35 protein-coding genes, 1 tRNA gene and 1 pseudogene are annotated in these 24731 nt (G+C 58.8%); 22 read left to right on the top strand and 15 right to left on the bottom strand.

The genetic code is table 11. The features are described 5' to 3' along the window. Positions 1-31: 31 nt before the first annotated feature. On the bottom strand, positions 32-874 hold the full coding sequence (locus AB7M23_RS15205; RefSeq protein ID WP_454241201.1) for a hypothetical protein: 843 nt from the start codon (positions 872-874) through the stop codon (positions 32-34). Positions 875-1164: 290 nt separating this feature from the next. Here AB7M23_RS15205 and AB7M23_RS15200 point away from each other — a divergent pair. The 5 genes and pseudogenes from AB7M23_RS15200 (at position 1165) to AB7M23_RS15180 (ending at position 4610) form a co-directional block, all read left to right on the top strand. Further along, positions 1165-2195 (top strand): annotated as a pseudogene (locus AB7M23_RS15200) (hypothetical protein). Between the two features lie 7 nt (positions 2196-2202). After that, positions 2203-2976, top strand: a complete 774-nt coding sequence (locus tag AB7M23_RS15195) for an ERF family protein (protein WP_454241200.1) — start codon at positions 2203-2205, stop codon at positions 2974-2976. Beyond that, the gene (locus AB7M23_RS15190) at positions 2960-3577 is read left to right on the top strand and encodes a lambda exonuclease family protein (RefSeq protein WP_454241199.1); all 618 of its coding nucleotides are present in this window, start codon (positions 2960-2962) and stop codon (positions 3575-3577) included. The genes AB7M23_RS15195 and AB7M23_RS15190 overlap by 17 nt, the downstream gene beginning before the upstream one ends. 14 nt (positions 3578-3591) lie before the next feature. Continuing rightward, a complete protein-coding gene (locus AB7M23_RS15185) occupies positions 3592-4050 on the top strand; it encodes a single-stranded DNA-binding protein (protein ID WP_454241198.1) in 459 nt (152 codons plus the stop codon). A gap of 248 nt (positions 4051-4298) precedes the next feature. Further along, positions 4299-4610 carry a hypothetical protein gene (locus AB7M23_RS15180; RefSeq protein ID WP_454241197.1) on the top strand — a complete coding sequence of 104 codons (312 nt, stop codon included), beginning with the start codon at positions 4299-4301 and terminating at the stop codon, positions 4608-4610. A 15-nt stretch (positions 4611-4625) separates the two neighbouring features. Here the strand turns inward: AB7M23_RS15180 and AB7M23_RS15175 are convergent, their stop codons facing one another. Then, a complete protein-coding gene (locus AB7M23_RS15175; protein WP_454241196.1) occupies positions 4626-5162 on the bottom strand; it encodes a hypothetical protein in 537 nt (178 codons plus the stop codon). Between AB7M23_RS15175 and yejK the strand changes: the two genes are divergently transcribed. Next, entirely contained in the window at positions 5155-6162 is a 1008-nt protein-coding gene (gene yejK / locus AB7M23_RS15170) for a nucleoid-associated protein YejK (RefSeq protein WP_454241195.1), read from the top strand. The two genes, AB7M23_RS15175 and yejK, sit on opposite strands and share 8 nt — an antisense overlap. A gap of 381 nt (positions 6163-6543) precedes the next feature. Beyond that, entirely contained in the window at positions 6544-6960 is a 417-nt protein-coding gene (locus tag AB7M23_RS15165; RefSeq protein WP_454241194.1) for a hypothetical protein, read from the top strand. 25 nt (positions 6961-6985) lie between these two features. On the opposite strand, the gene AB7M23_RS15160 is transcribed toward AB7M23_RS15165, so the two are convergent. Beyond that, positions 6986-7222 (bottom strand): hypothetical protein, encoded by a 237-nt coding sequence (locus AB7M23_RS15160; RefSeq protein WP_102053724.1) that lies wholly within the window; start codon positions 7220-7222, stop codon positions 6986-6988. 102 nt (positions 7223-7324) lie between these two features. Here AB7M23_RS15160 and AB7M23_RS15155 point away from each other — a divergent pair, with 102 nt between their 5' ends. From AB7M23_RS15155 to AB7M23_RS15100, 12 genes are all read left to right on the top strand, one after another. Beyond that, on the top strand, positions 7325-8170 hold the full coding sequence (locus tag AB7M23_RS15155) for a DNA adenine methylase (RefSeq protein WP_102053725.1): 846 nt from the start codon (positions 7325-7327) through the stop codon (positions 8168-8170). A gap of 19 nt (positions 8171-8189) precedes the next feature. After that, complete coding sequence (locus tag AB7M23_RS15150) at positions 8190-9113, top strand: DNA cytosine methyltransferase (protein WP_454241193.1); 924 nt, start codon at positions 8190-8192, stop codon at positions 9111-9113. A 352-nt stretch (positions 9114-9465) separates the two neighbouring features. Next, on the top strand, positions 9466-10224 hold the full coding sequence (locus AB7M23_RS15145) for a hypothetical protein (RefSeq protein WP_454241192.1): 759 nt from the start codon (positions 9466-9468) through the stop codon (positions 10222-10224). Between the two features lie 82 nt (positions 10225-10306). Further along, complete coding sequence (locus AB7M23_RS15140) at positions 10307-10729, top strand: hypothetical protein (protein WP_454241191.1); 423 nt, start codon at positions 10307-10309, stop codon at positions 10727-10729. After that, on the top strand, positions 10729-10995 hold the full coding sequence (locus AB7M23_RS15135) for a hypothetical protein (RefSeq protein WP_454241190.1): 267 nt from the start codon (positions 10729-10731) through the stop codon (positions 10993-10995). Before AB7M23_RS15140 ends, AB7M23_RS15135 begins: the two co-directional genes overlap by 1 nt. Continuing rightward, positions 10992-11240: a hypothetical protein gene (locus AB7M23_RS15130; protein WP_454241189.1), complete on the top strand. Its 249-nt coding sequence runs from the start codon at positions 10992-10994 to the stop codon at positions 11238-11240. Before AB7M23_RS15135 ends, AB7M23_RS15130 begins: the two co-directional genes overlap by 4 nt. Then, positions 11237-11623, top strand: coding sequence for a phage protein NinX family protein (locus AB7M23_RS15125; RefSeq protein WP_454241188.1), 387 nt, complete (start codon positions 11237-11239; stop codon positions 11621-11623). Before AB7M23_RS15130 ends, AB7M23_RS15125 begins: the two co-directional genes overlap by 4 nt. Next, complete coding sequence (locus AB7M23_RS15120) at positions 11620-11994, top strand: hypothetical protein (RefSeq protein WP_102053731.1); 375 nt, start codon at positions 11620-11622, stop codon at positions 11992-11994. The genes AB7M23_RS15125 and AB7M23_RS15120 overlap by 4 nt, the downstream gene beginning before the upstream one ends. Positions 11995-12040: 46 nt before the next feature. Continuing rightward, positions 12041-12274, top strand: coding sequence for a hypothetical protein (locus AB7M23_RS15115; RefSeq protein WP_102051626.1), 234 nt, complete (start codon positions 12041-12043; stop codon positions 12272-12274). A gap of 52 nt (positions 12275-12326) precedes the next feature. After that, positions 12327-12656: a hypothetical protein gene (locus AB7M23_RS15110; protein ID WP_454241187.1), complete on the top strand. Its 330-nt coding sequence runs from the start codon at positions 12327-12329 to the stop codon at positions 12654-12656. 41 nt (positions 12657-12697) lie between these two features. Beyond that, positions 12698-12910 carry a hypothetical protein gene (locus AB7M23_RS15105; protein ID WP_102053734.1) on the top strand — a complete coding sequence of 71 codons (213 nt, stop codon included), beginning with the start codon at positions 12698-12700 and terminating at the stop codon, positions 12908-12910. Then, positions 12910-14016, top strand: a complete 1107-nt coding sequence (locus AB7M23_RS15100; RefSeq protein ID WP_454241186.1) for a tyrosine-type recombinase/integrase — start codon at positions 12910-12912, stop codon at positions 14014-14016. Before AB7M23_RS15105 ends, AB7M23_RS15100 begins: the two co-directional genes overlap by 1 nt. A gap of 89 nt (positions 14017-14105) precedes the next feature. Here AB7M23_RS15100 and AB7M23_RS15095 read toward each other — a convergent pair. The 9 genes from AB7M23_RS15095 to thrS all read right to left on the bottom strand — a co-directional run bounded on the left by AB7M23_RS15095 (position 14106) and on the right by thrS (position 21575). After that, a tRNA-Pro gene (locus AB7M23_RS15095) sits at positions 14106-14182 on the bottom strand. A 100-nt stretch (positions 14183-14282) separates the two neighbouring features. Next, the gene (locus tag AB7M23_RS15090) at positions 14283-14639 is read right to left on the bottom strand and encodes a MerR family transcriptional regulator (protein ID WP_010222411.1); all 357 of its coding nucleotides are present in this window, start codon (positions 14637-14639) and stop codon (positions 14283-14285) included. Next, positions 14620-14922: an integration host factor subunit alpha gene (gene ihfA, locus AB7M23_RS15085; RefSeq protein WP_002553164.1), complete on the bottom strand. Its 303-nt coding sequence runs from the start codon at positions 14920-14922 to the stop codon at positions 14620-14622. Before ihfA ends, AB7M23_RS15090 begins: the two co-directional genes overlap by 20 nt. Positions 14923-14925: 3 nt before the next feature. After that, complete coding sequence (gene pheT / locus AB7M23_RS15080) at positions 14926-17301, bottom strand: phenylalanine--tRNA ligase subunit beta (protein WP_065760826.1); 2376 nt, start codon at positions 17299-17301, stop codon at positions 14926-14928. A gap of 36 nt (positions 17302-17337) precedes the next feature. After that, positions 17338-18354, bottom strand: coding sequence for a phenylalanine--tRNA ligase subunit alpha (pheS, locus tag AB7M23_RS15075; RefSeq protein WP_065760827.1), 1017 nt, complete (start codon positions 18352-18354; stop codon positions 17338-17340). Between the two features lie 107 nt (positions 18355-18461). Next, positions 18462-18818 (bottom strand): 50S ribosomal protein L20, encoded by a 357-nt coding sequence (gene rplT, locus AB7M23_RS15070; protein WP_009394046.1) that lies wholly within the window; start codon positions 18816-18818, stop codon positions 18462-18464. 28 nt (positions 18819-18846) lie between these two features. Further along, complete coding sequence (gene rpmI / locus AB7M23_RS15065) at positions 18847-19041, bottom strand: 50S ribosomal protein L35 (protein ID WP_009394045.1); 195 nt, start codon at positions 19039-19041, stop codon at positions 18847-18849. Positions 19042-19101: 60 nt separating this feature from the next. Next, entirely contained in the window at positions 19102-19653 is a 552-nt protein-coding gene (gene infC, locus AB7M23_RS15060) for a translation initiation factor IF-3 (protein WP_176717451.1), read from the bottom strand. Next, positions 19653-21575, bottom strand: coding sequence for a threonine--tRNA ligase (gene thrS, locus AB7M23_RS15055; RefSeq protein ID WP_065760829.1), 1923 nt, complete (start codon positions 21573-21575; stop codon positions 19653-19655). Before thrS ends, infC begins: the two co-directional genes overlap by 1 nt. A gap of 332 nt (positions 21576-21907) precedes the next feature. Between thrS and AB7M23_RS15050 the strand changes: the two genes are divergently transcribed. Together AB7M23_RS15050 and AB7M23_RS15045 are read left to right on the top strand one after the other, a co-directional pair. Next, positions 21908-22216: a hypothetical protein gene (locus tag AB7M23_RS15050; RefSeq protein ID WP_330523075.1), complete on the top strand. Its 309-nt coding sequence runs from the start codon at positions 21908-21910 to the stop codon at positions 22214-22216. A 159-nt stretch (positions 22217-22375) separates the two neighbouring features. Then, positions 22376-22588 (top strand): cold-shock protein, encoded by a 213-nt coding sequence (locus AB7M23_RS15045; RefSeq protein WP_003179963.1) that lies wholly within the window; start codon positions 22376-22378, stop codon positions 22586-22588. 62 nt (positions 22589-22650) lie between these two features. On the opposite strand, the gene AB7M23_RS15040 is transcribed toward AB7M23_RS15045, so the two are convergent. Both AB7M23_RS15040 and AB7M23_RS15035 read right to left on the bottom strand, forming a co-directional pair. Beyond that, positions 22651-22971, bottom strand: coding sequence for an I78 family peptidase inhibitor (locus AB7M23_RS15040; RefSeq protein WP_065760831.1), 321 nt, complete (start codon positions 22969-22971; stop codon positions 22651-22653). Between the two features lie 128 nt (positions 22972-23099). After that, positions 23100-23402 carry a hypothetical protein gene (locus AB7M23_RS15035; protein ID WP_099774111.1) on the bottom strand — a complete coding sequence of 101 codons (303 nt, stop codon included), beginning with the start codon at positions 23400-23402 and terminating at the stop codon, positions 23100-23102. A 187-nt stretch (positions 23403-23589) separates the two neighbouring features. Between AB7M23_RS15035 and AB7M23_RS15030 the strand changes: the two genes are divergently transcribed. Then, entirely contained in the window at positions 23590-23793 is a 204-nt protein-coding gene (locus AB7M23_RS15030) for a hypothetical protein (RefSeq protein WP_083199845.1), read from the top strand. A gap of 9 nt (positions 23794-23802) precedes the next feature. On the opposite strand, the gene rbsK is transcribed toward AB7M23_RS15030, so the two are convergent. Next, entirely contained in the window at positions 23803-24714 is a 912-nt protein-coding gene (gene rbsK / locus AB7M23_RS15025) for a ribokinase (RefSeq protein ID WP_454241185.1), read from the bottom strand. Positions 24715-24731 lie beyond the last annotated feature (17 nt).

Below are 24731 nucleotides of genomic sequence, written 5' to 3'. Positions count from 1 at the left end.
AGAAATTGACGAAGATTTTTTTCACCAGCTATTACAAAACCCCTTCGCTTACCCAGGTACCCGGGGTTCCTCCTACTGTACAGACCCACGCTTTCGGAGAGCCGATAAGCGGGGTCTCTCTTACAACCCGATCACCTGCTGTCCAAGTTCCTGTGGTGGGAACAGTATCTGCGTATGCTGTGCGTCTTGCTTGAATGCGTGGATCTGGCCCAAACGAAACTTTGCCGCTTTGGATAAAATAAGATGAAGCTGCCAGCAGGCCAAACTGGTTAACCTGCGTGGAAAAGCGTGTACCTGCACCAAAATTCTCAACTGCGTATTTGGCTTTATTAGCAGGTGCTGTTTGCACGCCCTGCTTGTACTCTACACATCCAGCAAATGTAACCCTAGCAGAGCTGCTACCTATGTAGTAAACCGAATACGTTGCATCAGTAAACTGGCTTGCATTATGAATGAGCGTATTAGAAACGCACGCATCGATAGATTCAACTTCAACCCCATGACCCGAGCTACCGTACGACACAAACCCATCAATAGCATAAAACCCACCAGTACCTTTTAGAGATACTGCCGAACTCGGAATAGTCCTGTTACCATCCATCTGATAGCTACCGTCCGCCATTATAAATCCGCGACGATCAAACCCTTGGCCATGCCCCGTTGCATCAAGTGCGATATAACCACGCTGAGCGCCTTTCATAACAACGCTCTTAATATTAGTATTTGATGCATAGCCACGCATTAGCTCAACACTAAAGTCGGCCAGTCCACCGCAGACGGTAACACCTCGCACGTTAGCTTCTGGCTCACAGTAGATGATCGCCGCGTCCACGGCAAAGCCTACGATCTCACGTGCGAAGCGCTTGGCCAGCACCCTACAGCTCTGCACGATGTTGCGGAGGCCCTGATTCGCCCTTGGGCAAACGAGTACGGACGGGCCCGCGCCGAAGAGCTTGCAGCCGACTCTGCTTTGGATCGCTTTGCGCAGCGAGAGGACGACGCAGCGTGACCACCGAACAGCGCGCCCGCCGCATCGCCCACTGGCGCGGAAGCTTCCTCGCCCTCTCCTTCTTCACTGGCTGGATGCTGCTGAGCACTCTGGCCAGCGCCATCACTCAGTAATCCACCACTTCAATCGCTGCGAGATTCGCGGCAAGGATTCCCGTGTCCGCACAAACTGAACTGGCCGTCGTGCCTCCGAAAGAAACCGCCTTACAGGTGTACCAGGTAGCAAACGGCCTGGACCCATACCTGCAAAAGATCCGCGAAGAGATCGACTCCTTCGTGCCTGACGTCACAACCCGCAAAGGTCGTGAGGCTATCGCATCAATCGCCTACAAGGTTGCCCGGTCCAAGACTGCCCTCGACAACGTCGGCAAAGACCTGGTCGCCGAGCTGAAGGAAATCCCAAAGAAGATCGACGCCGAGCGCAAGCGGATGCCCGGATTGACCGCCACACTGACGCCATTACCCGCATGAAGGGCCAGGCCGTCGAACTGGGCACCTTGGACGCACAGCAGCTTAAAGGCCGGATCGCCGAGCTGTCCGGCGTTGAGCTGGGCGAGGCATGGGAAGAGTTTGAGGCGGAAGCCGCCCGTGCCAAGGACGATGCGCTGAAGGTGCTGACCGCTGCCCTGGCTACCAGACAGCAGTACGAAGCTGAGCAGGCAGAGCTGACCCGACTGCGCGCCGAGGCTGAAGCCCGCGAGCAGAAAGACCGGGAGGAACGTATTGCTCGGGAAGCTGCTGAGCGTGCCAGGATCGAAGCTGATCAGAAAGCCCAGGCTGAGCGCGAAGCCGCCCTACGCCGAGAACAGGAAGCCAAGGCAGCCGCCGACCGCCGGGAGCTTGAGTTGAAGCTACAGGCCGAGCAGGCCGAACGCGCCGCAGCACAGGCCGAAGCAGACCGCCTTGCGGCTGAACAGCGTGCAGAGCAAGAGCGCCAGGCCGCCGCCCGCCGTGCTGAAGAGGCTGCCGAGCAGGCCCGCCAGGACGAGCGCCGCCGCGCCGATGCTGCTGCCGCCGAGATCCTGCGCCAGCAAGAGGCCCGCGAACGCGACAAGGCGCACAAAGCCAAGATCAACCGCGCCGCACTGGACGCTTTCGTCACTGGCGGCATGACCGAGGAAGGCGCACGGCAAGCGGTGACGCTGATCGCCAAGCGCCAGATCCCCAACATTTCCATCTCCTACTGAGGTCGCCATGAGCCAAGTCACCCGGGTCGAACAGACCAACACCCCAGTGATCGCCGCCGAGTCGGTGACCATCCTGCAGATCATCCAGCAGGTCGCAATGTCGCCAACGGCAGACATCGACAAGATGGAACGCCTGATGGTCATGCACCAAAACATTCAGGCCCTACAGGCCAAGCAGCAGTTCGACGAGGCCCTGGCCGCGATGCAGGAAGAACTGCCGGTTATCGGCGAGCGCGGAGGCATCAAGGACAAGAACGGCCGTATCCAAAGCACCTACGCACTCTGGGAAGACATCAACGAGATGATCAAGCCGGTCCTTGCCCGACATGGATTCGCCCTGTCCTTCCGCACTCCACGCAACGAGCGTGGCATCGAGGTCGAAGGCGTCCTGAGCCACCGCGCCGGACATCGTGAAACCACCTCCTTGGTCCTTCCGGCCGACACCACCGGCAGCAAGAACGGCGTACAGGCCGTGGCCTCCAGCGTGAGCTACGGGAAGCGCTACACCGCTGGTGCTCTGCTCAACTTCACCACCACCGGTGAGGACGACGACGGAAACGGCGCGGTCATAACCCCGCGCGTGACCTCAGTACAGGCCGCCCAGCTAGCCATGCTGCTGGAACGCTGCAGCGAAAAAGCCAAGGCTGCGTTCGCCAATATCCATGGCACTCCATCAGCGGTTGAGAAAGCCTCATTCGACCAGGTGCTTGGGATGCTTACCAAGTCGGCCAGCCAAAACGCCGCAGCAAGCGAGGGAGATTCAAATGCAGATCATCACTGACATCGAGCAAGGCACACCGGAATGGCTGGCCCTGCGACTGGGCATCATCACCTGCTCCGAACTGGACTGTCTGCTGGTCAGCGGCAAGGGTGAAGCGGGCTTCGGCGTAGCGGCCTTCACCTACATGGATCAGCTGATCGGTGAGCGCATCACCGAAGAGGCCGCCGAGATCCCTTTCCAGACCAAGGCAACCATTCGCGGCCATGAGCTGGAGGGTGTTGCTCGCAACCTGTATGAGGATCGCGAAAGCCTCAAGACTCGTTCAGTAGGGATCATCCTGAACCACGGCATCGGGTACTCGCCTGACGCTCTGGTCGGCGACGACGGCCTCACCGAGATCAAGACCAAGCTGCCCAAGTTTCAGGTCGGCGTGATTCTGGCCGGTGAGGTTCCAAAGGAACACGTAGCCCAGTGCCAGGGCGGCCTGAGGGTCTCCGAGCGCGAGTGGCTGGACTTCATCAGCTACTGGCCCGGCATGCCGCTCTTCGTCAAACGCGTGTACCGCGACGAAGCCATGATCCGCAAGCTCACCGAACGGGTGAAAACCTTCTATGAAATCCTCGACGAGCGCATGCACAAGGTGCTCGGCCTGGCCGCATAACTCAAGGAATCACGATGCCTACTCTTACCGACATCGGCCGCATCGGTCGAGACGCCGAACTGCGCTTCACGCCAAACGGCGACCCCTTCGGTCAAGACGGGAAGCGCCCTACCCAGTGGGTAGACGCAACTATCTGGGGCAAGCAGGCCGAGGCGATGGCGCCTTACCTGCTCAAAGGACAGCAAGTGCACTTCACCATCGACGATGCCCACGTCGAAACCTACACCAAGGGAGATGGCTCGCAGGGCGTGAAGCTCACTGGGCGGGTGATCATCATCAAGTTCGCAGGCAGCCCTCCCCAGCAGGGTCAGCAGGCCAACCAGCAACATCAGCAACCTCGGCAGCAGCAGAATCGCCAGCAGCCCCGACAACAAGCGCCCCAGCAAAGCCAGCAAGGCACCAATGGTCCGGACTACGACAGCTTCGACGACGATATTCCCTTCGCACCGCTGCATTGTCTCGCCGGAGCGTAGCCATGATCGCCACAATCTCCCTGCCAGTGCCCGCCGTTAAGTACGCGGCGGCCATGGCCACGTCCACTGGTCAGCCATGGGGCGTGTATCGCGGAAACAAGCGTCTACTGGTGGTTATGCCTTCTGGCTTGACGAAGAAAACGCCCATTGAGGTGTGCCACCCATGAAACCCATCCACAAGCTCACGCAGCAGCGCCGTCGGCAGCTGCATGTTCACATGCCGCCTAGCGGATTAAAGGAGGTGGTGTATGGCGATGACGCCGCAGCAGCGCGACGAGCGCCGCCGCTTGAAGGCCGCCAAGCTTCAGGAAGAAGACCTGCGCTTGAAGGTTCGACCAGGGACTAAGCAGGCCCTGCTGGAACTGATGGAGTGGGCCGGGATCGAGGAACAGGGCGAGGCGATGACGCTGATGATTCATCACCTGCATGCGCTGGGTCCGCGCGGCGCGGTGCCGCTGTTGACACCTCCGCGCCACGAAATCACGGTGTCACCGGCTGTGGCGCAGAAGCTTGAGATGTTCAGGGAAAGTGAATCACTTCGTATCTGCAGCGACGTGTAGTGCCGCTAATGTCAGTCACTCAGTATCCAGGTCAGCCTGTATGCGAGCTGCTACCGATGGAGCCCAGTTCTGCCCCGTCAGTTGATAGGTTGAACGAGTCTTACTCACGATGTGGATCTTGTAGCTATCGGAGATTTTTGCTGTAGGAGTGATGAACAGCCCAACAACCTCTCCCCATGTTGCCATTCCGGCAGGCACTTCAGACTTTATCACCCCCGCTGATTTATCCATTTCGACAATAGCCATATTGGTGCTCATAGCATTAACCGATGACTTCCATACCTCGGCATAAGGCTTGTGAGCCACCTCTACCGTTATGCCTTTGTCGGTAGGCTCTAGCCCATCGATAGTCGAGCAAGCGGTAACGCCGCAAGCCAATAGCGCCACACCCACCAAACGTATACAGCGCTTTATCACGCTCAAATTCCTTCTTTTGATTTCGTTATCCGGCTGGGCACCATCTCCCGCCTGTTCTAGCGATCCGTAATACCCCATCCCAAACCAAATTGCCACCATGCCGCCAGCCGGCCACGGAGGAACACCTATGCCCATTCGCCGCGCAGTTATTCACCAGATCGACAAGAAGCCCGACGGAAGCCCTGCGGTCCTGCACCTGGCCACCGATAGCCTGCCGGAGACGCAGGCCATCGAAAACCTGCTGCATGACGTGAACGACAGCTACAACGCCAAGACGGGCAAGGCCTGGGGCTTCTTCCACGGCGAATCCGGCGCTTACCCGCTGAGCGGCTGGCTGGGCAAGTTCGTCAACGGTGACATGGAGTTCATCGACTTCACCCGCATCGCCGCCGAGCACCTGACCAAGCTGATGGAGGAATCCAATCTGTCCGTTGGTGGGCATGTCCTTTTCGCCTTCTATACCCAAGGCCTCACGGACTACCTGACGGTCGCCATCCTGCAGCAAGTCGAGACGATAGCGGTCACCACCGACCTCGGCGTAGCAACCTCCCGTCATCTGGATACCGGCACTCTATCCTTAGCTGCGCGCATCAACCTGAGCGAGTGGCGCAGCAACTCGGCATCAAAGCAGTACATCTCGTTCATCAAGGGCAAGAATGGGCGCAAGTCGAACGACTACTTCCGCGACTTCATCGGCTGTCAGGAAGGCATCGACGGCCCGGGCGAGACCCGCACCCTGCTCAAGGCTTTCAGCGACTTCGTGGAAAGCGAAGATCTGCACGAGGAGTCGGCTCGCGAGAAAACCATGACCTTGGTCGATTACGCCACCGCCCAGACCAAGATGGGTGAGCCGATCAGCCTGGAGGAACTGTCCGGCTTGATCGATGAGGATCGCCCCAAGGCTTTCTACGACCACATCCGCAACAAGGACTATGGCCTCTCGCCTGAGATCCCGGCTGACAAGCGCACCCTCAACCAGTTCCGGCGCTACACCGGCCGGGCCGAGGGTATGTCGATCAGCTTCGAGGCACACCTGCTTGGCTCGCGCATCGAGTTCGACCAGGACAACCGCAGCCTGACCATCAACAACCTGCCGACGCAGCTGATTGATCAGCTCAAGCGCAGCGCGGCCTAAGCCTGCTGATACTTGCTTCTAACAGCCTCCCGATCAGAGGACGATTCGCACATAAAGACATCCTGAATCTGGTCGAAATGCTTGGAGCTCAATGGCAGTTCGCCTCTTAGGTAATTCAGAATCTGCCACGCCTCGATGTTACGGACGCCGAGGCGAAAGAGCGTCCGATACATGGCCGCGGCAGTATCCCTATCAGTATTGGCAAATTCATCAGGGCAGCCCGCCCACCTCCGAAGTAGTTCCAACTGATCTTCGGATGCCACTTCTGGTCCCACTTTTGAACCTCCAAATCCTAAGTGGCGATCATCAAACACCATCTCAACCCAATTTGCCACCATGCCGCATCCGGCCACGGAGGGCGGCGCATGCGCGGAGAAAGCCATGAGCAACTACAACTGCGACTACGTGCGGCGACACTACAACGTGCCAGCCGAGATCGGGCGCCGCGTGATCGCCAATGGCGAGCCTGGCGTAATCATCGCCGACCGCGGGCATTACATCGGTGTCATCCTCGACAGCGACCCGAAGAAGCGCATCCGCAACTACCACCCCACCTGGGAGATGCAGTACGGCGAAATGGCCGAGACGCTACCGCTCAAGCAGTGGGAAGTGCTCACCAACGGGCTGTATGACTGGGATGACGTGAGGTACATGCTTGGCGATGCGCGCCACTACGTGCGGCGCATATGGGCAGCCACTCGTAGCCAGGCCAAGTACCGGGCCTATCAAGAGCTTGCCGAGTGCTTCAACGACGACGCGACGGCAATGCTCACCTTCAAGGTCCGCGCAGCAGCCTGACCATCGAGCGCTGCCAGCAAGCGCTTCAGCCGTTATCGTGATCGTACCCGCCCCCGCCGCAGACCTCCTCCTTCGATACCTCAATGGTCTTCGATGCCGGAAGCTTGGCGGCTGCCTCGCGGTCGCGCTCGACCTCTTGGCCGAAATATACGAGCCATGAGCCGTCCGGCCGCTCAATCACCTCAGCAAGGTATGAGTCAACCTCGCCTTCAGTAAGTCCAGAAGCTTTGGCGACGATCCTGTTGCGTTTCGCTTTGTCCATGCCTCCCTCCTTGGCCCGGCCCATTGCCGGGTCAGAAACAAATAGACCACTTCAACGAATCACGCCACCCCGGCGAGGGCGGCGCCTGCAATGGAGTATTCCATGACCATCACAGCGCCGGTGATCCGGTACCACGGCTCCAAGTTCCGACTGGCGTCGTGGGTCACCCAGTACTTCCCACGGCACACCTGCTACGTTGAGCCCTTCGGCGGCGCCGCCGGCGTCCTGATGCAGAAGCCACGCTCCTACGCCGAGGTGTACAACGACCTGGACGGAGACATAGTGAACTTGTTTCGCGTGCTGCAGGATCCGAAGAAGCGCACAGCGCTGTTTGAGGCGGTGGTCCTGACTCCATATGCGAGGCAGGAATTCGAGCGGGCCTGGGAGCCTGCTGAAGAGCCCGTCGAGCGCGCACGCCGGACCATCATCAGGGCGCAAATGGGCTTTGGCTCCGCCGGTGCCACCAAAGGCATCACTGGATTCCGAATCGACACCAAGCGCGAATACGGAACTGCCCAGTCACTCTGGCTCGAGTATCCGGAGTCGATCGCCGCGATCGGCCAGCGCCTCACCGGCGTCCTTATCGAAAACCGGCCCGCGATCGAGGTTATGCAGGCGCACGACGCCAGGACGACGCTGCACTACGTGGACCCGCCATACGTCCATGAGACCAGATACAAGAGCGCGGCAAGCGGGCGGTACTACCGGCACGAGATGAACGACCAGCAGCACAGCGAGCTGCTCACCTCCTTGCTCGAGCTAGAAGGAATGGTCGCGCTATCCGGCTACCCCAGCGAGCTTTACGACGACACCCTGTCCGGCTGGACAAGGCACACCACCTCAGCGCGCATTTCCGCAGGCCGTGGCACAGCCTCCCGCACCGAATGCCTCTGGCTAAACCCTGCATGCCAACGATCGATCAGCCAATTCAGCCTGTTCGGCAGTTGACCTCTACAGCGAGACCATCATGACCACAGCAATCGACCTGTTCGCCGGCCTCGGCGGATGGAGCACAGGCGCGCGCGCCGCAGGCGTCCAGGTTCTCTGGGCGGCCAACCACTGGCCTGAAGCCGTGAAGTGGCACTCAGCCAACCACCCGCATGCCGAGCACGTCTGCCAAGATCTGCATCAGGCTCGATGGGAGCAGGTGCCTGCACACGACCTGCTGCTGGCCTCTCCATGTTGCCAAGGCCACTCGAAGGCCCGGGGCAAGAAGTCCGGCAACCCGCAGCACGACTCGTCGCGCTCAACAGCCTGGGCGGTGGTATCCGCTTTGGAGTTTCACCGGCCGGAAGCGGGGCTGGTGGAGAACGTAGAAGAGTTCACCGACTGGGCGTTGTACCCGGCGTGGGTTGCGGCAGTTCAAGCGCTGGGGTACCAGGTCGCACCGCATGTCGTTGACTGTGCCGACTTGGGCGTGCCGCAGCATCGCGTGCGACTGTTCTTGGTCCTAACTCGCAGCAAAGCGCCGTTGATGCTCGAGCTTCACAAGCGCCAGCACGTACCGGCCGCCAGCTTCCTCGACTTCGATGCCGGGCGCTGGTCACCGATCAACAAGCCGGGCCGGGCCCAAGCCACCCTGGACAGAGTGCGCAACGGTCGCGAGCGCTTCGGAGAGCGGTTCATCATGCCCTACTACGGCAAAGGCTCTGGCACCACTGGGCGCGACATCAACCGTCCAATCGGCACCATCACTACCCTGGACCGCTGGGCACTGGTCGATGGCAACCGAATGCGGATGCTCAGCGCCAGCGAGGCGCTGGCCGCGATGTCGTTCCCGGCTGACACCCTGCGTCCGGACAACCACCGGCTGACCATGCACATGGCCGGGAACGCAGTACCGCCGCTGGCAGGTCAGAGAGTGATAGAAGCGCTGCTGAAAGCCGCGTGATCTTCGCCTTCAGAATCTAGGAAGATCGGAAATTTGTCTTCCTGGCACGCACCGGTCCTCTGTCAGCGACCCGTTTCCATCAGGGACTATTGAACCAGCTAGGACTCCTTCCGATCGGAAAAAAGGGTGGAAGCTGTCCCCTTCCTTAATCAACCGCAGTACTTCCGAAACAGAAAAGTCGCGCACGTTGTTCGAAAGCTCAGTTAAGGCGGCCGGAGAGCCGTGCGTTTCCTGTCCCTGAAGCGCGACAAGCTGTTTGCCTTCGTCGTACCTAGCCGCAGTCACCGCGTAAGTAGTCATAGCCATTCCCTACCCATGAATCGTTAATTGTAGCTGACCAATAGGTATCCCCATGCCCACAGAAAACCGATCCAGCAACACCGAGATAGCCACAGACCAACTGCCGCCATGCTCAGATGACGTATTCAAGAACGGCGTGAGCGTCTGCCTAGTTGGCGACGTGCCAAAGCACGCGGCAGAGACGATCTGTCAAAGCCTGTCCGGTGTCACCGGATGGAAAATCGACTGGCACTATATCGGCGGCAGGACGCACATCATGGCCCTGGCTCAGCCAGCCGAGCAGCACCAGGGTGAGTCCAGCGAATACCCACAGTGCGACTACTGCGGGATCGTCCCTGATCACCATCCTTGGCATGGAAGCGGCCTGCTGAGCGACGTCGAGAATCGGCATATTCATGCATGCGATGCGTGCCGCGGGCGGCTACCGCTGCATCCTGGACAGCACAAGGGCGAGCCGGTCATGCGCCTGGAATGCGAAAAGCTGCTGGACGGCGATGGCGAATACGCTGTCGACTTCGTAAAGCCTGGATGGCTGAAGGAGTGCCGGGAGAAAGGTGGGACATTCCTACTCTACATCCACGCCGACGCTGGCGAGGCTGAGCGGCCAAGCCAGATTGCACTGAGCCTTCAGACCAAACTCAAATCCGTGGAATCAGAGCGAGACAGGCTACGCGCCAAACTGGCCGAGCAGGAGCACTCGGCGCGAGAGCTGCTGCGGATCATCGGCATGAGCGTGCAGGGTTCAGCTGCATACAATCGAGCGGTGATTGCTTTCCATGACTCCCTGAACGCCGACACCAAGCCAAACTGACCAAAGAGTACATTTGTACTCCACCTCGAAATACCCCTCTCCCCTCTATTCACTGCCGCGATATGGCGGCAAGGACGAAGTCATGTCTGAAGAAAACCAAACAGCCTGGCCAGACCACTTCCGTTACATCGATTCCATCGGCCCCGAAGGCGTCACGATCGTGTGCCGGCGCTACGTGGTGATCCGCGAAAGCGAGCACTGCTACTGGCTTGTGCCCGAAGGCAGCGAGGGATATGCCATGGCGCGGCAGCAAGCCACCGGGAAGGTCTGGAGTAATGCCAAGCGCGTCTCGAAAGACTCTTGGCGCCGGTTCGCCTACCCCGACAAAGAAGAGGCGCTGCGAAGCTACAAGGCCCGCAAGCGCCACCAGCTGAGCCACGCCGAGCTGGCGATGGAACGTGCAAAGGCTGCCCTGGCAGACATCAAGGATCTGGAAGCGATCAACGACGAGCACTTGTGCGCCGGCGGCGACTACATCAAAGAGCTCAACTGGGTGGACTGCTGATGACCCGCCTCGCCCTCTTCCTCCTGCTGCTGGCCACCGGCGCCAGCGCAACCGAACTGCCGTCAGGCGTCTGGTCCTTCGAGGACAAGCCCCGCGGCGTCGTCTGCTACGCCATGAACTCGCTGGGCAACAACGCCATCAGCTGCGTGAAGGTCTGGCTGCCGCAAGTGGCCGGCAACCAGCGCCAGCTCTCCCCGCGCGGAAAAGACACCCCTACCCCTACACAGGCGCCAGCGCTCTGGAATGAAGAGAGGTATTTGCTGTGACTAAAGCCATGGAATATGGGCAGAACCTTTGGACGCTGCTGCTCCCAGCCTTTGATGAAGCGACGAGGCTCGATGGCTTCCACGGATACAGGGAAAAGGGCCAGGCATATGCCGGATTCATTGCAGCGGCCGCCGGGACCATGTGTGCAGACATCGGGAGCGATGCAGCGCGCGCCGTCCTTGAGGCGGTTATCCAGGGTTTGCCCGAGGTTGACCGGAACAAACTGAGGGTGGTGAAGCCATGACCGAACTTATCGAAGTAAAGACGGCAGACCTAGTCGGCGAGGGGCTGGCCTGGGCGGTCGCCAAGGCCGAGAGGCTGGATGTGCATGTGGCCAAGCCGCACTACGGCGCGCCGGCCAGGGTGTTCGTGAACTATCGCGGCGAAGCAACCGAACGGCGCGAGCGGTACAACCCGCAAGAGAGCTGGGCGCTTGGCGGTCCGTTGAAAATAAAGCACCAGATAGGTGATGGCCCAGCGCTGGGCGGCTGGACCGCCTACCCCAGCAGGCCGAATGAGCCAACCGACTGGCTGATGGGCCCGAGCCCACTCGTGGCGATCTGCAGAGCCGTCATAACCAAGATCACCGGTAACACAGTCCAGGTGCCGAAGGAGCTGATGTCATGACAGAAGTCCACCGCTACAAGGTCGTCCAGATGGTTTCAGAGAGCGGCGGCTGGATCGGCTATGACCCGCATGGCCCAGAGGTCGTGATGGCCTCGGCCTACGACCAACTCAAGGCCGAGAACGAGGCGCTGCGCAAGGATGCCGAGCGCAGCAAGCGCATGCTGTTGGATGCCTGCGTCTCCATCGGCAGCATTGGCGAAGCCCTCGGCCTGGATATGGACGCCGACGCCGACATGATGATCGGAACGGCTCGCGACCTGATCGATGGACTGAACCGCATCATCAAGGAATGCCCGCTGGGAACCCCCGGTTTTGCCATCGCCACCGAGGTGCTTGGAGAGCTTGGTGTGCAGCAGGAGGCCCAGCCATGATCGCCCTCACCTACATGGCCTATCTGATCTGGAAGGGGCCGAGGCTATGAGCAGGTTCATCGCTGTGATCCACGGATGGCACGTCCATAGCAACGGCTTCAACGTGCACGAGCTAAACGCAACCAGTCATGAAGCTGCTGATGACGAAGCGTGCCTTCTTGCGGCGCGACGTGATGCCGCCTTCGACCGCACAGCCTATGTAGTGGTCGAGGTGGATGACCGTGAGCACCTACCCCGGCGCCTGACATGGCGCGAGCGCCTAACCGGCAAGATTCAGTAACCCCTCCCCCTACAACAACTCAAGCCTGCCGATAGGCGGGCGAGGATGAGCTATGCCCAATTTCCTGAGCCGCCTGTTTCGTCGCAAGGCAAAGCCGCAGCGCCCGACACCCTCTGCATCAGCATCAACCGCCTATACCGCTGGCCATAGCCCGACTGCCGGAAGACCAGACCCGATGCTTGACCCGCTCAACCCCCTGAGCCCGTTCAGTCCACTGAACCCGGTCAACCAGGTCGACAGTTACGAGCCACCCCGATCCCACAACAGCTGCTCGAGCCACAGTTCTGGCGGGCATGACAGCGGCAGCAGCTACTCGTCGAGCGATAGCTGCAGCCCATCCGGCTCGAGCGATAGCAGCTCAAGCTCCAGCACCGACTACTAACACTCCCCACCTCTGCCGCCATGCGCGGCGTGGAGCCCAATATGAAGAAAGAACTAATCAAGATCAGCGAATTTCAACGCCGAAAGTGGGGAGAGAATGGAACGCCACTTTGCTCTCAGGCAATTCGCAACCACCTGCGAAACCGGAAGATCCCGGGGGAACGAGTTGGCAACATCTGGTACGTTGACTGGGCCGCTTACCAGCGGATGACCGGCAACAACCTGGTAGACATGGTACTGAAAGGAGCTGCCTGATGGTCCCGCGCCCCAGGAACAAGGCCAACAAAGGCCTGCCGATCAATCTCTACTTCGATCAGCGCCGGGGCACCTACCGTTATCGCCGCCCCACGGATGGGAAGTGGTTTCAGTTTGGCGCTGATCGCGGCAAGGCAATTGATGCCGCGCACCAGCTAAACGCTACCTTCTTGCGCGGCGCTGACCTTGTGGCCACCGTGCTGGGCGAAACAAGCGTCACCGTCACCGAGTTCCTCGAAACATACGAGCGCGATGTTCTGCCGCCGAGGGAGCTCGCCAAGGCCACGCTGGACCTTTACGCAGTCCGCTTCAAGCAGGTTCGTGCCGCACTGGGTGAGCGCCCGATAGATCAAATCACCATCAGGATGGTCGCTGAGTTCCTTGAGCCACTGACAGCCCGCGCCAGCAACCAGGCCCGGGCAATCCTGATCGATGTGTTCAATCATGCGGCAGCGAAAGGCCTATGCCCGGACAATCCAGCCGCAAGCACCATACCGAAAATCGAGAAGAAACAGCGCAAGCGCCATACCGTTGAAGGCCTCAAGGCGATCCGCGAAAAGTCGCCACGCTGGCTCCAAAACGCTATCGACCTAGCGCTGATCACCGCACAACGACGTGGCGACATTCTCGACATGAAGTTCGAGGACGTTCGGGACGGCTTCCTGTATGTGGTGCAGAACAAAACGGAGAAGGCTTCCGACGCGGGCTGGCTGAAGATCAAGGTCACCAGTCAGCTCAATGAAGTGCTGGCCAGATGCCGGGACGACATTCTGTCGCCATACCTGATACATCGGCGGCCTGAGCGGAAGAAAAAACGGGAGGGGAAAGATCATTGGACGAAGGTTGATGAGCGCTTTCTCACCAGGGCCTTCAAGGATGCGAGGGATGCAGCGGGATGCTACGGCGACTTCAAAGAGGAGGAGATGCCGGGGTTTCATGAGGTTCGCGCCCTCTCACTGCACCTGTACAAGCGCGCCGGTAAGGACGGACAAAAGATCGCCGGACACACCACGGAAGGTATGACCAGGAACTATCAGAAGGACCATGCCGATGTGGTCTGGTCTGAGGTCGAAGCCGACTTGGATATTGGCGAAATCGCCCAATAGTTTTGCGCCAGTTTTGCGCGGGTTTTGCGCAGGCACAAAAAAGCCGATCCAGCTGATCGGCTTAAGTGTCTGATTTTACTCAGGAATATTGGTCGGGACGGAGTGATTCGAACACTCGACCCCTTGCACCCCATGCAAGTGCGCTACCGGGCTGCGCTACGCCCCGACTGGGCTTTAAACCCGCTCTCGATGTTGCTGAGAACGTTGAAGAATGTACCTTAAGCTTTTGAATTTTGGAAGTATTATTTTCCTGATCCTTTGCCGGGTTATTTCTTCAGAACCACCAGCACATCTTCCAGTTCAACAATCATTTGCCGAATCAGTTGTTTGTACTGGGTGGTGTCATCCTTGGCCTCATCACCCGACAGGCGCAGGCGCGCGCCGCCGATGGTGAAACCCTGGTCGTATAGCAAGGCGCGGATCTGCCGGATCATCAGCACGTCTTGGCGCTGATAATACCGGCGGTTTCCGCGGCGCTTGACCGGGTTGAGTTGAGGAAATTCCTGCTCCCAATAACGAAGCACGTGCGGTTTTACCGCGCATAGCTCGCTGACTTCACCAATGGTGAAGTAGCGTTTGCCAGGAATCGGCGGAAGCTCGTCGTTATGACTTGGTTCCAGCATAAGCCTCAACTCGGGCTTTCAATTTCTGCCCTGGACGAAAGGTGACGACGCGACGTGCCGTGATCGGGATCTCTTCACCCGTTTTCGGGTTGCGGCCCGGCCGCTGGCGCTTGTCACGCAGGTCGAAATTGCCGAAACCGGACAATTTGACCTGCTCGTTGTCTTCAAGAGCGTGCCTGATTTCCTCGAAAAACAGTTCGACCAATTCCTTGGCTTCACGTTTATTCAGGCCCAGCTCCTCGTACAGCCGTTCGGCCATTTCAGCTTTCGTCAGAGCACCCATACGCTATTTCCTTAACGTGGTGTTCAACCTTTGTTCGAGCGAGGTGAGGATGTCTTGAGTCGCAGCGTTCACCTCATCGTCATTAAGAGTGCGCGATGGATGCTGCCAGGTCAAGCCAACAGCCAGGCTTTTTCTATCGGGATCAATGCCTTTACCCTGATAGACGTCAAACAGCCTGAGGTCTGTAAGCCACTCGCCTGCATTTTCACGGATTACCTCAAGCACTGCGCTCGAAGCTACATCACGTCCTGCAATTAAAGCCAGGTCACGACGTACTTCCGGGAATTTCGACAGCTCGTGGAACTTCGGCAGGCGGCCTTCAACCACATCGCCCAAGACCAGTTCGAAAACAAACACTGGACGATCCAGACCCAGGGTTTTCGCAAGTTCTGGGTGGATGGCGCCCAGGTAGCCTACTTCGCGACCATCACGCTCGATGCGTGCGGTCTGGCCTGGGTGCAGTGCCGGGTGCTTGCCAGCGGCAAAGGTGAAATCACCCAGCGAACCAGAGAAGCCCAACAGTGCTTCAACGTCTGCCTTCACATCGAAGAAATCGATGCTGTCGCGGCCATTGGCCCAACCTTCAGGCATACGGCTACCGCAGACCACGCCGGCAAGCATGGGTTGTTGCTGCAGACCGTCCAGCTGACCAACGAAGCGCTGGCCGCTTTCGAACAGGCGCACACGATCCTGTTGGCGGTTAAGGTTGTGCTGCAGGGCCTTGACCAGACCTGGCCACAGGGAGGCACGCATGGCCGCCATGTCGCTGGAGATCGGGTTGGCCAGCAGCAGCGGCTCGACGCCTGGGCTGAACAGCTCAAACAGTTTAGGGTCGATAAAGCTGTAGGTGATCGCTTCCTGATAGCCACGGGCAACCAGCAGACGACGCAGTGCTGGCAGCTCGCCACGCGACTCGGCACGGGCTTGCGGCGCCAGGCGTGCTTGCGGGTAACGAACCGGCAGACGGTTGTAGCCGTACAGACGGGCCAGCTCTTCGATCAGGTCAACTTCCAAGCTGATGTCGAAACGATGGCTTGGCACCTCGACCTGCCACTGCCCTGCTCCACCTGAGGTTTTCAGACCCAGGGCATTGAGCAGGCGCTCGACTTCGGCGCTGTCCATTTCCATGCCCAGCATCTGATTGATGCGGTCGGCACGCAGGGTGATCGGCGCAACGTTTGGCAGATGCTGCTCGCTGACCGCCTCGATGACCGGGCCGGCTTCGCCGCCAACGATCTCCAGCAGCAGGCCAGTAGCACGTTCAATGGCTTCCTTGGCCAGTTGCGAATCGACACCGCGTTCGTAGCGGTGCGAGGCGTCGGTATGCAGGCCGTAAGAACGAGCCTTGCCAGCCACCGAAATCGGCTCGAAGAAGGCGCTTTCCAGGAAGATGTCACGGGTAGTCGCGGAAACACCGCTGTGCTCGCCCCCCATTACACCCGCAATGGCCAGAGCGCGCTCATGGTCGGCAATGACCAGGGTGTCGCTACGCAGCGCAACTTCCTGACCATCCAGCAGGACCAGCTTCTCGCCCTCTTCGGCCATGCGCACACGGATACCGCCGTTGATTTCGGCGAGATCGAATGCATGCAACGGCTGGCCCAGTTCAAGCATCACGTAGTTGGTGATGTCGACGGCAGCGTCGATACTGCGAACATCGGCCCGGCGCAGGCGCTCGACCATCCACAATGGGGTCGGACGCGACAGGTCGACGTTACGGATAACGCGCCCCAGGTAACGCGGGCAGGCAGCCGGGGCCAGCACCTCGACCGAGCGAACGTCATCATGAGTCGGAGCAACGGCAGGCACTGCCGGACGGGTAACAGGCGCGTCATACAGGGCGCCGACTTCACGGGCCAGGCCAGCCAGGGACAGGCAGTCGCCACGGTTCGGGGTCAGGTCGACCTCGATGCTGGCGTCGTCCAGGTCCAGATACTCACGGATGTCCTGGCCAACCGGCGCATCGGCAGCCAGCTCCAGCAGACCGTCGTTTTCTTCACTGATCTGCAGCTCGGCAGCCGAGCACAGCATGCCGTTGGATTCAACGCCACGCAGCTTGGCTTTCTTGATCTTGAAGTCGCCCGGCAGTTCGGCACCGATCATGGCAAACGGGATTTTCAGGCCTGGGCGAACGTTGGGTGCGCCACACACGACCTGGAAGGTCTCGCTACCGTTGCTGACCTGGCAGACGCGCAGCTTGTCGGCATCCGGGTGTTGTTCGGTGCTCAGCACCTCGCCTACGACGATGCCACTGAACTGGCCGGCTGCCGGGGTGACGCTGTCGACCTCAAGGCCAGCCATGGACAGACGAGCAACCAACTCGTCACGGGATACCTGCGGGTTGACCCAACCGCGCAGCCACTTTTCACTGAATTTCATTCTGCTCTCCTGAAAGATTCGTTACGGGTGCGCGACCTAGCGAAATTGCGCAAGGAACCGCAAATCGTTGTCGAAGAACAGACGCAAATCGTTGACGCCGTAACGGAGCATGGCCAAGCGCTCAGCACCCATGCCGAAGGCGAAGCCCTGGTACTCTTCAGGGTCGATGCCAGACATGCGCAGGACGTTCGGGTGGACCATGCCGCAGCCCATGACTTCCAGCCAGCCGGTCTGCTTGCAGACACGGCAGCCTTTGCCGCTGCACATCACACACTGAATATCGACTTCAGCCGACGGTTCGGTGAAGGGGAAGAACGATGGACGGAAACGTACCGCCAGCTCTTTCTCGAAGAACACGCGCAGGAATTCTTCGATGGTGCCTTTGAGATCGGCGAAATTGATCCCGCGATCAACCAGCAGGCCTTCGACCTGGTGGAACATCGGCGAGTGGGTCAAGTCCGAGTCGCAACGGTAGACGCGACCAGGACAGACAATGCGGATAGGCGGCTGAGTGGACTCCATGGTCCGCACCTGCACCGGCGAGGTGTGGGTACGCAGCAGCATGTTCGCATTGAAATAGAAGGTGTCATGCATTGCCCGCGCCGGGTGGTGGCCAGGAATGTTGAGCGCTTCAAAGTTGTGGTAGTCGTCTTCGACCTCTGGGCCTTCGGCGATGCCGTAACCGATATGGGTGAAGAACTGCTCGATCCGCTCCAAGGTACGGGTGATCGGGTGCAAACCACCGGAAGTCTGGCCACGGCCCGGCAGGGTCACGTCAATGCATTCGGCAGCCAGACGAGCACTGAGCTCAGCCTCTTCGAAGGCGGCCTTGCGGGCATTGAGCACCTCGGTAACACGTTCCTTGGCGTCGTTGATCAGCGCGCCGACTTTCGGGCGCTCTTCGGCTGGCAGGTTGCCCAGGGTCTTCATCACCTGAGTCAGCTCGCCCTTCTTGCCAAGGAATTGAACCCGGATCTGCTCCAGGGCATTGATGTCTTCAGCGCGCTCCACAGCATCCAGGGCTTGGGAGACCAGCGCATCCAGGTTTTCCATGTACAGACTCCAGATACGAAATAGGGGAAGAGCTTACAGGCTCTTCCCCTATTTATGACGTTTAACATTCGCCGCCAATGTCGACGGCGAATGATTGTCGTGGGTACTTAAGCCAGAACGGCTTTAGCCTTCTCGACAATCGCAGCAAACGCCGCTTTTTCGTTCACTGCCAGATCAGCCAGAACCTTACGGTCGATCTCGATGGACGCTTTTTTCAGACCAGCGATCAAACGGCTGTAAGACAGACCGTTGTTACGAGCACCAGCGTTGATACGAGCGATCCACAGAGCGCGGAACTGACGCTTCTTCTGACGACGGTCGCGGTAGGCGTATTGGCCTGCCTTGATGACCGCTTGCTTGGCAACACGGAATACGCGCGAGCGAGCGCCGTAGTAGCCTTTAGCCAGTTTCAGGATTTTCTTGTGACGCTTACGAGCGATGACGCCACGCTTTACACGAGCCATGAGTAACTTCCTCTATCTTTGACCGAAATTAACGTACGCGCAGCATGCGCTCGACTTTTGCAACGTCAGACGGGTGCAGCAGGCTGCTACCACGCAGTTGACGCTTACGCTTGGTCGACATTTTGGTCAGGATGTGGCTCTTAAAAGCGTGCTTGTGCTTGAAGCCGGAAGCGGTTTTCAGGAAACGCTTCGCGGCACCGCTTTTGGTTTTCATTTTTGGCATGTTCGGATACTCCGCATTCAGTGGATAAACATAACCGCAAGGCCTGCCGTGCCCTGGTGGTTATTTCTTTTTCTTGGGGGCGATGACCATCAAAAGTTGGCGTCCTTCCATCTTAGGATGCTGTTCGACGGTTCCGTATTCCGCGAGATCAGCTTCGATCCGCTTCAACAGTTCCATACCCAGCTCCTGGTGAGCCATCTCACGACCACGGAATCTCAGAGAGATTTTGGTCTTGTCCCCATCAGTAAGGAAACGTACCAGGTTGCGTAGTTTTACCTGGTAATCCCCTTCCTCCGTCCCTGGACGAAACTTAATTTCTTTAATCTGGATGATCTTCTGGTTTTTCTTCGCTGCAGCCTGCTGCTTTTTCTTCTCGAAAAGGCTCTTGCCGTAGTCCATGACTCGGCAGACAGGCGGGACTGCGTCGGCAGAAATTTCTACCAGATCCAGCTTCGCTTCTTCAGCGATACGAAGCGCTTCATCAATCGAGACGATGCCAATCTGCTCGCCGTCAGCGCCAATTAACCGAACCTCGCGTGCCGAGATATTCTCGTTGATCGGGGCCTTCGGTGCAGTTCGTTTATCTTGTCTCATATCACGCTTAATAATGATTACTCCGATTCTTGGCGACCACGCCGGGAAACCGCTTGTGCGAGGAATTCAGCGAATTGCGCGACAGGCATCGAGCCCAGGTCAGCACCTTCACGTGTACGCACAGCGACGGTTTGTGTTTCGACTTCCCGGTCCCCAATAACCAAAAGGTAGGGAACCTTGAGCAACGTATGCTCGCGGATTTTAAAGCCGATCTTCTCATTTCTCAAGTCGGACTTGGCACGGAATCCGCTTTCATTGAGGGTTTTTTCAACATCCAGCGCAAATTCTGCCTGTTTGTCGGTGATATTCATGACCACCGCCTGCATTGGCGCCAGCCAGGCAGGGAATGCACCCTCATAGTGCTCGATCAGAATGCCGACGAAACGCTCGAAGGAGCCCAGAATGGCACGGTGCAGCATGACAGGATGCTTGCGACCGTTATCTTCGGACACGTACTCAGCGCCAAGACGGATCGGCAAGTTGAAGTCGAGCTGCAGGGTACCACACTGCCAGACACGACCGAGACAGTCTTTCAGCGAGAACTCGATCTTCGGCCCGTAGAAGGCGCCTTCACCTGGCTGCAGATCGTAGGCCAGACCAGCGCTGTCCAATGCAGAGGCCAGTGCACCTTCGGCGCGATCCCACAATTCATCGGAGCCAACACGCTTTTCAGGACGCGTGGAGAGCTTGAGCTCGATGTCCTTGAAGCCGAAATCGGCGTACACGTCCAGGGTCAGCTTGATGAACGCAGCGGCTTCGGCCTGCATCTGCTCTTCGGTGCAGAAGATGTGGGCGTCGTCCTGGGTGAAGGCGCGCACACGCATGATGCCATGCAGCGCACCGGACGGCTCGTTACGGTGGCAAGCACCGAACTCGGCCAGACGCAGCGGCAGCTCACGGTAGCTCTTCAGGCCTTGATTGAACACCTGCACGTGGCATGGGCAGTTCATCGGCTTGATCGCGTAATCGCGGCTTTCCGACTCGGTGGTAAACATGTTTTCGGCGTAGTTGGCCCAGTGCCCGGATTTCTCCCACAGGGTACGATCGACCACTTGCGGGGTCTTGATCTCCAGGTAGCCGTTATCACGCTGCACCTTGCGCATGTACTGCTCAAGCACCTGGTACAGGGTCCAGCCATTCGGGTGCCAGAACACCATGCCCGGGGCTTCTTCCTGGGTATGGAACAGGCCCAGGCGTTTGCCGAGCTTGCGATGGTCGCGCTTTTCAGCTTCTTCGATGCGCTGGATATACGCAGCCAGCTGCTTCTTGTCTGCCCAGGCAGTGCCGTAGACACGCTGCAGCTGCTCGTTCTTGGCATCGCCGCGCCAGTAGGCACCGGACAGCTTGGTCAGCTTGAACGACTTGAGGAAACGGGTGTTCGGCACGTGCGGGCCGCGACACATGTCAACGTATTCTTCGTGGTAGTACAGGCCCATGGCCTGCTCGTTCGGCATGTCTTCGACCAGGCGCAGCTTGTAGTCTTCACCACGTGCCTTGAACACCTCGATGACCTCGGCGCGCGGGGTAACCTTCTTGATGACGTCGTAGTCGGTGTCGATCAACTGCTGCATGCGCTGCTCAATTGCAGCCATGTCATCAGGGGTGAACGGACGTTCATAGGCGATATCGTAATAGAAGCCTTCGTCAATGACCGGACCGATCACCATCTTGGCGGTCGGGTACAGCTGCTTGACGGCGTGACCAACCAGGTGAGCGCACGAGTGACGGATGATCTCCAGCCCCTCTTCGTCCTTGGGGGTAATGATCTGCAGGCGGGCGTCGTTCTCGATCAGATCGCACGCATCGACCAGCTTGCCGTCGACCTTGCCGGCGACGGTGGCTTTGGCCAGACCTGCACCAATGGATGCTGCGACCTGGGCGACGGTAACCGCCTGGTCGAACGAGCGTTGACTGCCATCGGGAAGAGTAATAATGGGCATGGCGCCTCCTCTCCTAGTGGTGACCCCTACCAAAGGTCACGTGGGTTGGGATGAGCCAGTACGCGATCCGCCCCTGTCTTTCAAAAAGAAAGCCTGTCTCACAGTGACAGAAGCCAACGGCCTGCCAGGGAACGAACCAGAGTGACTGGAGGTAAAAATCTATAAGCCGCCGATGCTAACACAAAGCGTTTTACGGATCGCGGCTCACACGCCACAACACGCAGAAATAATTCTGTTTTTTTCGGAAGTGGTGAACCAGAGCGGATTTTTCCTCTCAGAGTCTAAAGAAGCGTCCTACTCTTGAATGACCCGATCGAATAGGAGTGTCCGGCATGCGAATTCAGTCCCTACTGGCCCTGACCACCGCAGGCGTGTTGCTGTTGCCCCTGAGCGTCCAGGCCGGCGCCTGGCCTGCCGGCAAGAAAGGCGATTACCTGGATCAGTGCATTACCGCCGCTGCTGCGCAACCCGGCATGACCATGACCACGGCAAAAAAACACTGTGATTGCGGTGCAAACGCCATCGAGAAAAACTTCACCACCCAGGAAATCGAGCAACTGGACAGCAGAACCGGTGTGGATGCAGCCCTCGTGAAGCGAGCCCAGGATGCGGTCAGAGCCGCCTGCGCCCCCAAAAAATAGGCTCAAAACAGAGAATCCGACAATAAACTTGCCTCAGATCAGCATTATGCAAAGGTAAAAGCCGCCACGGACGCATATTTAGACTATGATACCCCCGTGCACCCTGTTGGCCTCGGCAACACCGCACTATTGAAAATCATGTTTCCTGGAGATACACCCATGTCCAATCGCCAAACCGGCACCGTAAAGTGGTTCAACGATGAGAAAGGCTTCGGCTTCATCACTCCTCAAGGTGGCGGCGACGACCTGTTCGTTCATTTCAAGGCCATCGAATCTGACGGCTTCAAGAGCCTGAAAGAAGGCCAGACCGTTTCCTTCGTTGCCGAGAAAGGCCAGAAGGGCATGCAGGCTGCACAAGTTCGCCCTGAGTAATCAGTACGAATTAAAAAACCCGTCCTGGTGACGGGTTTTTTTGTGCCTGAAATTCGAGCGTGTCAGCCGCAGTTGACGCGGATAACGACGCCGCGTTCATCGGTATTGAGATTCAACCGCTCGGAACGGTACTCCAGGGTCATGATGTCGTGCGGCGAGAGCACACGTGCCAACTGCGAACCACTGGCCTTGCGCGCCTGCTCCAGCAGTTGAGCGGACGCCTGCTTGCCGACGGCGAATTCAGCGGCACTGGCCTGGCAACGGCCATCGCTGTTCACTGGCGCGGACACTTCAGGCGCCTTCGTTGAAGAACCGGTGGCACTGCAACCTGCCAGAACGACAGCCGCCAACATACCGGCCAAAGATGCACGAATGCGGAACATGAACTCTCCTTTTAAAACCAGAATCTGCCCGAGCAGGCAGCTTTCATCACTTTTTGTTTCAAAGCATGCACAGTCTGCCTGAGCCACCCTCGACGGGAAACTTGCAATCGTGACCGGATTTTGCACGTTTAATAAAGGTCGATGTAGTCGGATGAAGGCGTCGGCCAGTTGTCCTGCAGCACCTTGAACACCTGCCGCACCCAACGCTCATCAACGGCAGCCTGCGCCCCTACACAGCCGGAACCGGCAGCCCAGGTTTCCAGACGAAAGGCCAACCCCTCGAGCTCACGACCACCCACCACTGGCGACAGCCAGGCCTGCCCTGCCCGATTCACCCGCAACTGATTGTGAATACGGCCATCCCCGGACGCGAGCAGTTCGCGAACGGCTTCAAGGGTAAATTGCTCGGGGTTGTTCAGATCAATCTGCACGGGGTCACCTGGAAATCAAAACACCAATAGTTTGCCATGTAGCGGTTCTTATTCCTAAGTCGCAGTGCGCTCGAATCAGGCGCATGATTTACTGCCAGCACTGGCGGAGGGCAATCTAACCTCCCCTTCGAACGCCAGGGTGCGGCATTCGAATCCTCATCACCTGCACACGCGTTTCGAGACTTCCATGGCAAGCCACTACATAGACGCCGACATAAAGGTCAAATGGCCCGACGGTCAAAGCGCCTACAGCCCAGGCACCCCCGAAGAATTAACCCTTATTGCCATCGACCTGCTCGTCAAGGAACTGGGCAGCGATGCCGCTCGCGCCTTCATCGAACAGATACTCGGACGTTACGCGCCCGAACAGGGCGACACGCTCAGGACCTGACATCATCGCTCATACCGATTCCAGCTCACCAAGACGTGGAATGGAGGGCTGCGCACCCGCTCGCGTTACCGATAACGCAGCAGCACGCTGACCGAAGGCTATCGCCTCTCGCTCACCGCGCCCAGCCAGAAGGGCCGCAGCGAAACCACCCACAAAGGTATCTCCTGCCGCCGTGGTGTCGACAGGCTGCACGTTCGGCGCAGGAAAATGCTCAACCCCCTGAGCATCAGCGAACACAGCACCTTCGCCACCCAGGGTAATGATCACCTTGCCCGCACCCAGCGCCAGCAGTTTCAGCGCAGCGCCCTCGGCAGTCTCGCGGGACGTCACCGGAAGCCCCGTCAGCGCCGCGGCCTCACTTTCGTTGGGAATCAGGTAGTCGGCCAACGCCAGCCAACTCGATGGCAGTGGCCCTGCCACCGGAGCAGGATTGAGAATCACCACCTTGCCCAATGCATGACCACGCTCCAATGTATGCAGTACCGTCAGGGCGGGCACCTCCAGCTGACAAATGATCAGTTCGGCGGCCTGTAGCAACGTATCGAAACGCTGTACCGACTCAGGCAGCAGTTGCCCATTACTACCCGCAACAACCACGATAGCGTTCTGGCTTGCCGCGCCTACCACTATCAGCGCGACACCACTGGAGGTGTCGGCACTGATACTGACGGCCTGACAATCAATACCTTCAGCGGCCAGCGACTGACGCAGCTGCACGCCGTAGGCGTCATCCCCCACACAACCAATCATCGCAACGTGCGCACCAAGCCGCGCAGCGGCCACCGCCTGATTCGCGCCCTTGCCACCGGGCACAGTGGTGAAAGACTCACCCGCCAGGGTTTCACCCGCCTTGGGCAAGCGCTCAGCTCGCACGACCAGGTCCATATTGAGGCTGCCAACCACCACGATGCTCGCCTGCATGGCTCCGCGCCCTCTGC

The organism is Pseudomonas sp. HLS-6 TE3448 (genome assembly GCF_053629555.1).
The sequence above is the reverse complement of the archived record's forward strand: the minus strand, read 5'-3'. Positions and strand labels throughout refer to the sequence as shown.

Bases quoted from the DNA above. Each gene is read 5' to 3' on its own strand.
- AB7M23_RS15195 (WP_454241200.1), top strand. From the start codon at position 2,203: ATGAGCCAAGTCACCCGGGTCGAACAGACCAACACCCCAGTGATCGCC.
- rbsK (WP_454241185.1), bottom strand. From the start codon at position 24,714: ATGCAGGCGAGCATCGTGGTGGTTGGCAGCCTCAATATGGACCTGGTC.
- AB7M23_RS15165 (WP_454241194.1), top strand. From the start codon at position 6,544: ATGAGCAACTACAACTGCGACTACGTGCGGCGACACTACAACGTGCCA.
- AB7M23_RS15100 (WP_454241186.1), top strand. From the start codon at position 12,910: ATGGTCCCGCGCCCCAGGAACAAGGCCAACAAAGGCCTGCCGATCAAT.
- AB7M23_RS15050 (WP_330523075.1), top strand. From the start codon at position 21,908: ATGCGAATTCAGTCCCTACTGGCCCTGACCACCGCAGGCGTGTTGCTG.
- yejK (WP_454241195.1), top strand. From the start codon at position 5,155: ATGCCCATTCGCCGCGCAGTTATTCACCAGATCGACAAGAAGCCCGAC.
- pheT (WP_065760826.1), bottom strand. From the start codon at position 17,301: ATGAAATTCAGTGAAAAGTGGCTGCGCGGTTGGGTCAACCCGCAGGTA.
- rpmI (WP_009394045.1), bottom strand. From the start codon at position 19,041: ATGCCAAAAATGAAAACCAAAAGCGGTGCCGCGAAGCGTTTCCTGAAA.
- AB7M23_RS15180 (WP_454241197.1), top strand. From the start codon at position 4,299: ATGGCGATGACGCCGCAGCAGCGCGACGAGCGCCGCCGCTTGAAGGCC.
- AB7M23_RS15090 (WP_010222411.1), bottom strand. From the start codon at position 14,639: ATGCTGGAACCAAGTCATAACGACGAGCTTCCGCCGATTCCTGGCAAA.
- AB7M23_RS15110 (WP_454241187.1), top strand. From the start codon at position 12,327: ATGCCCAATTTCCTGAGCCGCCTGTTTCGTCGCAAGGCAAAGCCGCAG.
- AB7M23_RS15160 (WP_102053724.1), bottom strand. From the start codon at position 7,222: ATGGACAAAGCGAAACGCAACAGGATCGTCGCCAAAGCTTCTGGACTT.
- AB7M23_RS15150 (WP_454241193.1), top strand. From the start codon at position 8,190: ATGACCACAGCAATCGACCTGTTCGCCGGCCTCGGCGGATGGAGCACA.
- AB7M23_RS15190 (WP_454241199.1), top strand. From the start codon at position 2,960: ATGCAGATCATCACTGACATCGAGCAAGGCACACCGGAATGGCTGGCC.
- AB7M23_RS15115 (WP_102051626.1), top strand. From the start codon at position 12,041: ATGAGCAGGTTCATCGCTGTGATCCACGGATGGCACGTCCATAGCAAC.
- AB7M23_RS15120 (WP_102053731.1), top strand. From the start codon at position 11,620: ATGACAGAAGTCCACCGCTACAAGGTCGTCCAGATGGTTTCAGAGAGC.
- thrS (WP_065760829.1), bottom strand. From the start codon at position 21,575: ATGCCCATTATTACTCTTCCCGATGGCAGTCAACGCTCGTTCGACCAG.
- AB7M23_RS15105 (WP_102053734.1), top strand. From the start codon at position 12,698: ATGAAGAAAGAACTAATCAAGATCAGCGAATTTCAACGCCGAAAGTGG.
- AB7M23_RS15030 (WP_083199845.1), top strand. From the start codon at position 23,590: ATGGCAAGCCACTACATAGACGCCGACATAAAGGTCAAATGGCCCGAC.
- AB7M23_RS15135 (WP_454241190.1), top strand. From the start codon at position 10,729: ATGACCCGCCTCGCCCTCTTCCTCCTGCTGCTGGCCACCGGCGCCAGC.
- AB7M23_RS15185 (WP_454241198.1), top strand. From the start codon at position 3,592: ATGCCTACTCTTACCGACATCGGCCGCATCGGTCGAGACGCCGAACTG.
- pheS (WP_065760827.1), bottom strand. From the start codon at position 18,354: ATGGAAAACCTGGATGCGCTGGTCTCCCAAGCCCTGGATGCTGTGGAG.
- rplT (WP_009394046.1), bottom strand. From the start codon at position 18,818: ATGGCTCGTGTAAAGCGTGGCGTCATCGCTCGTAAGCGTCACAAGAAA.
- AB7M23_RS15175 (WP_454241196.1), bottom strand. From the start codon at position 5,162: ATGGGCATAGGTGTTCCTCCGTGGCCGGCTGGCGGCATGGTGGCAATT.
- AB7M23_RS15040 (WP_065760831.1), bottom strand. From the start codon at position 22,971: ATGTTCCGCATTCGTGCATCTTTGGCCGGTATGTTGGCGGCTGTCGTT.
- AB7M23_RS15125 (WP_454241188.1), top strand. From the start codon at position 11,237: ATGACCGAACTTATCGAAGTAAAGACGGCAGACCTAGTCGGCGAGGGG.
- AB7M23_RS15155 (WP_102053725.1), top strand. From the start codon at position 7,325: ATGACCATCACAGCGCCGGTGATCCGGTACCACGGCTCCAAGTTCCGA.
- ihfA (WP_002553164.1), bottom strand. From the start codon at position 14,922: ATGGGTGCTCTGACGAAAGCTGAAATGGCCGAACGGCTGTACGAGGAG.
- AB7M23_RS15145 (WP_454241192.1), top strand. From the start codon at position 9,466: ATGCCCACAGAAAACCGATCCAGCAACACCGAGATAGCCACAGACCAA.
- AB7M23_RS15045 (WP_003179963.1), top strand. From the start codon at position 22,376: ATGTCCAATCGCCAAACCGGCACCGTAAAGTGGTTCAACGATGAGAAA.
- AB7M23_RS15140 (WP_454241191.1), top strand. From the start codon at position 10,307: ATGTCTGAAGAAAACCAAACAGCCTGGCCAGACCACTTCCGTTACATC.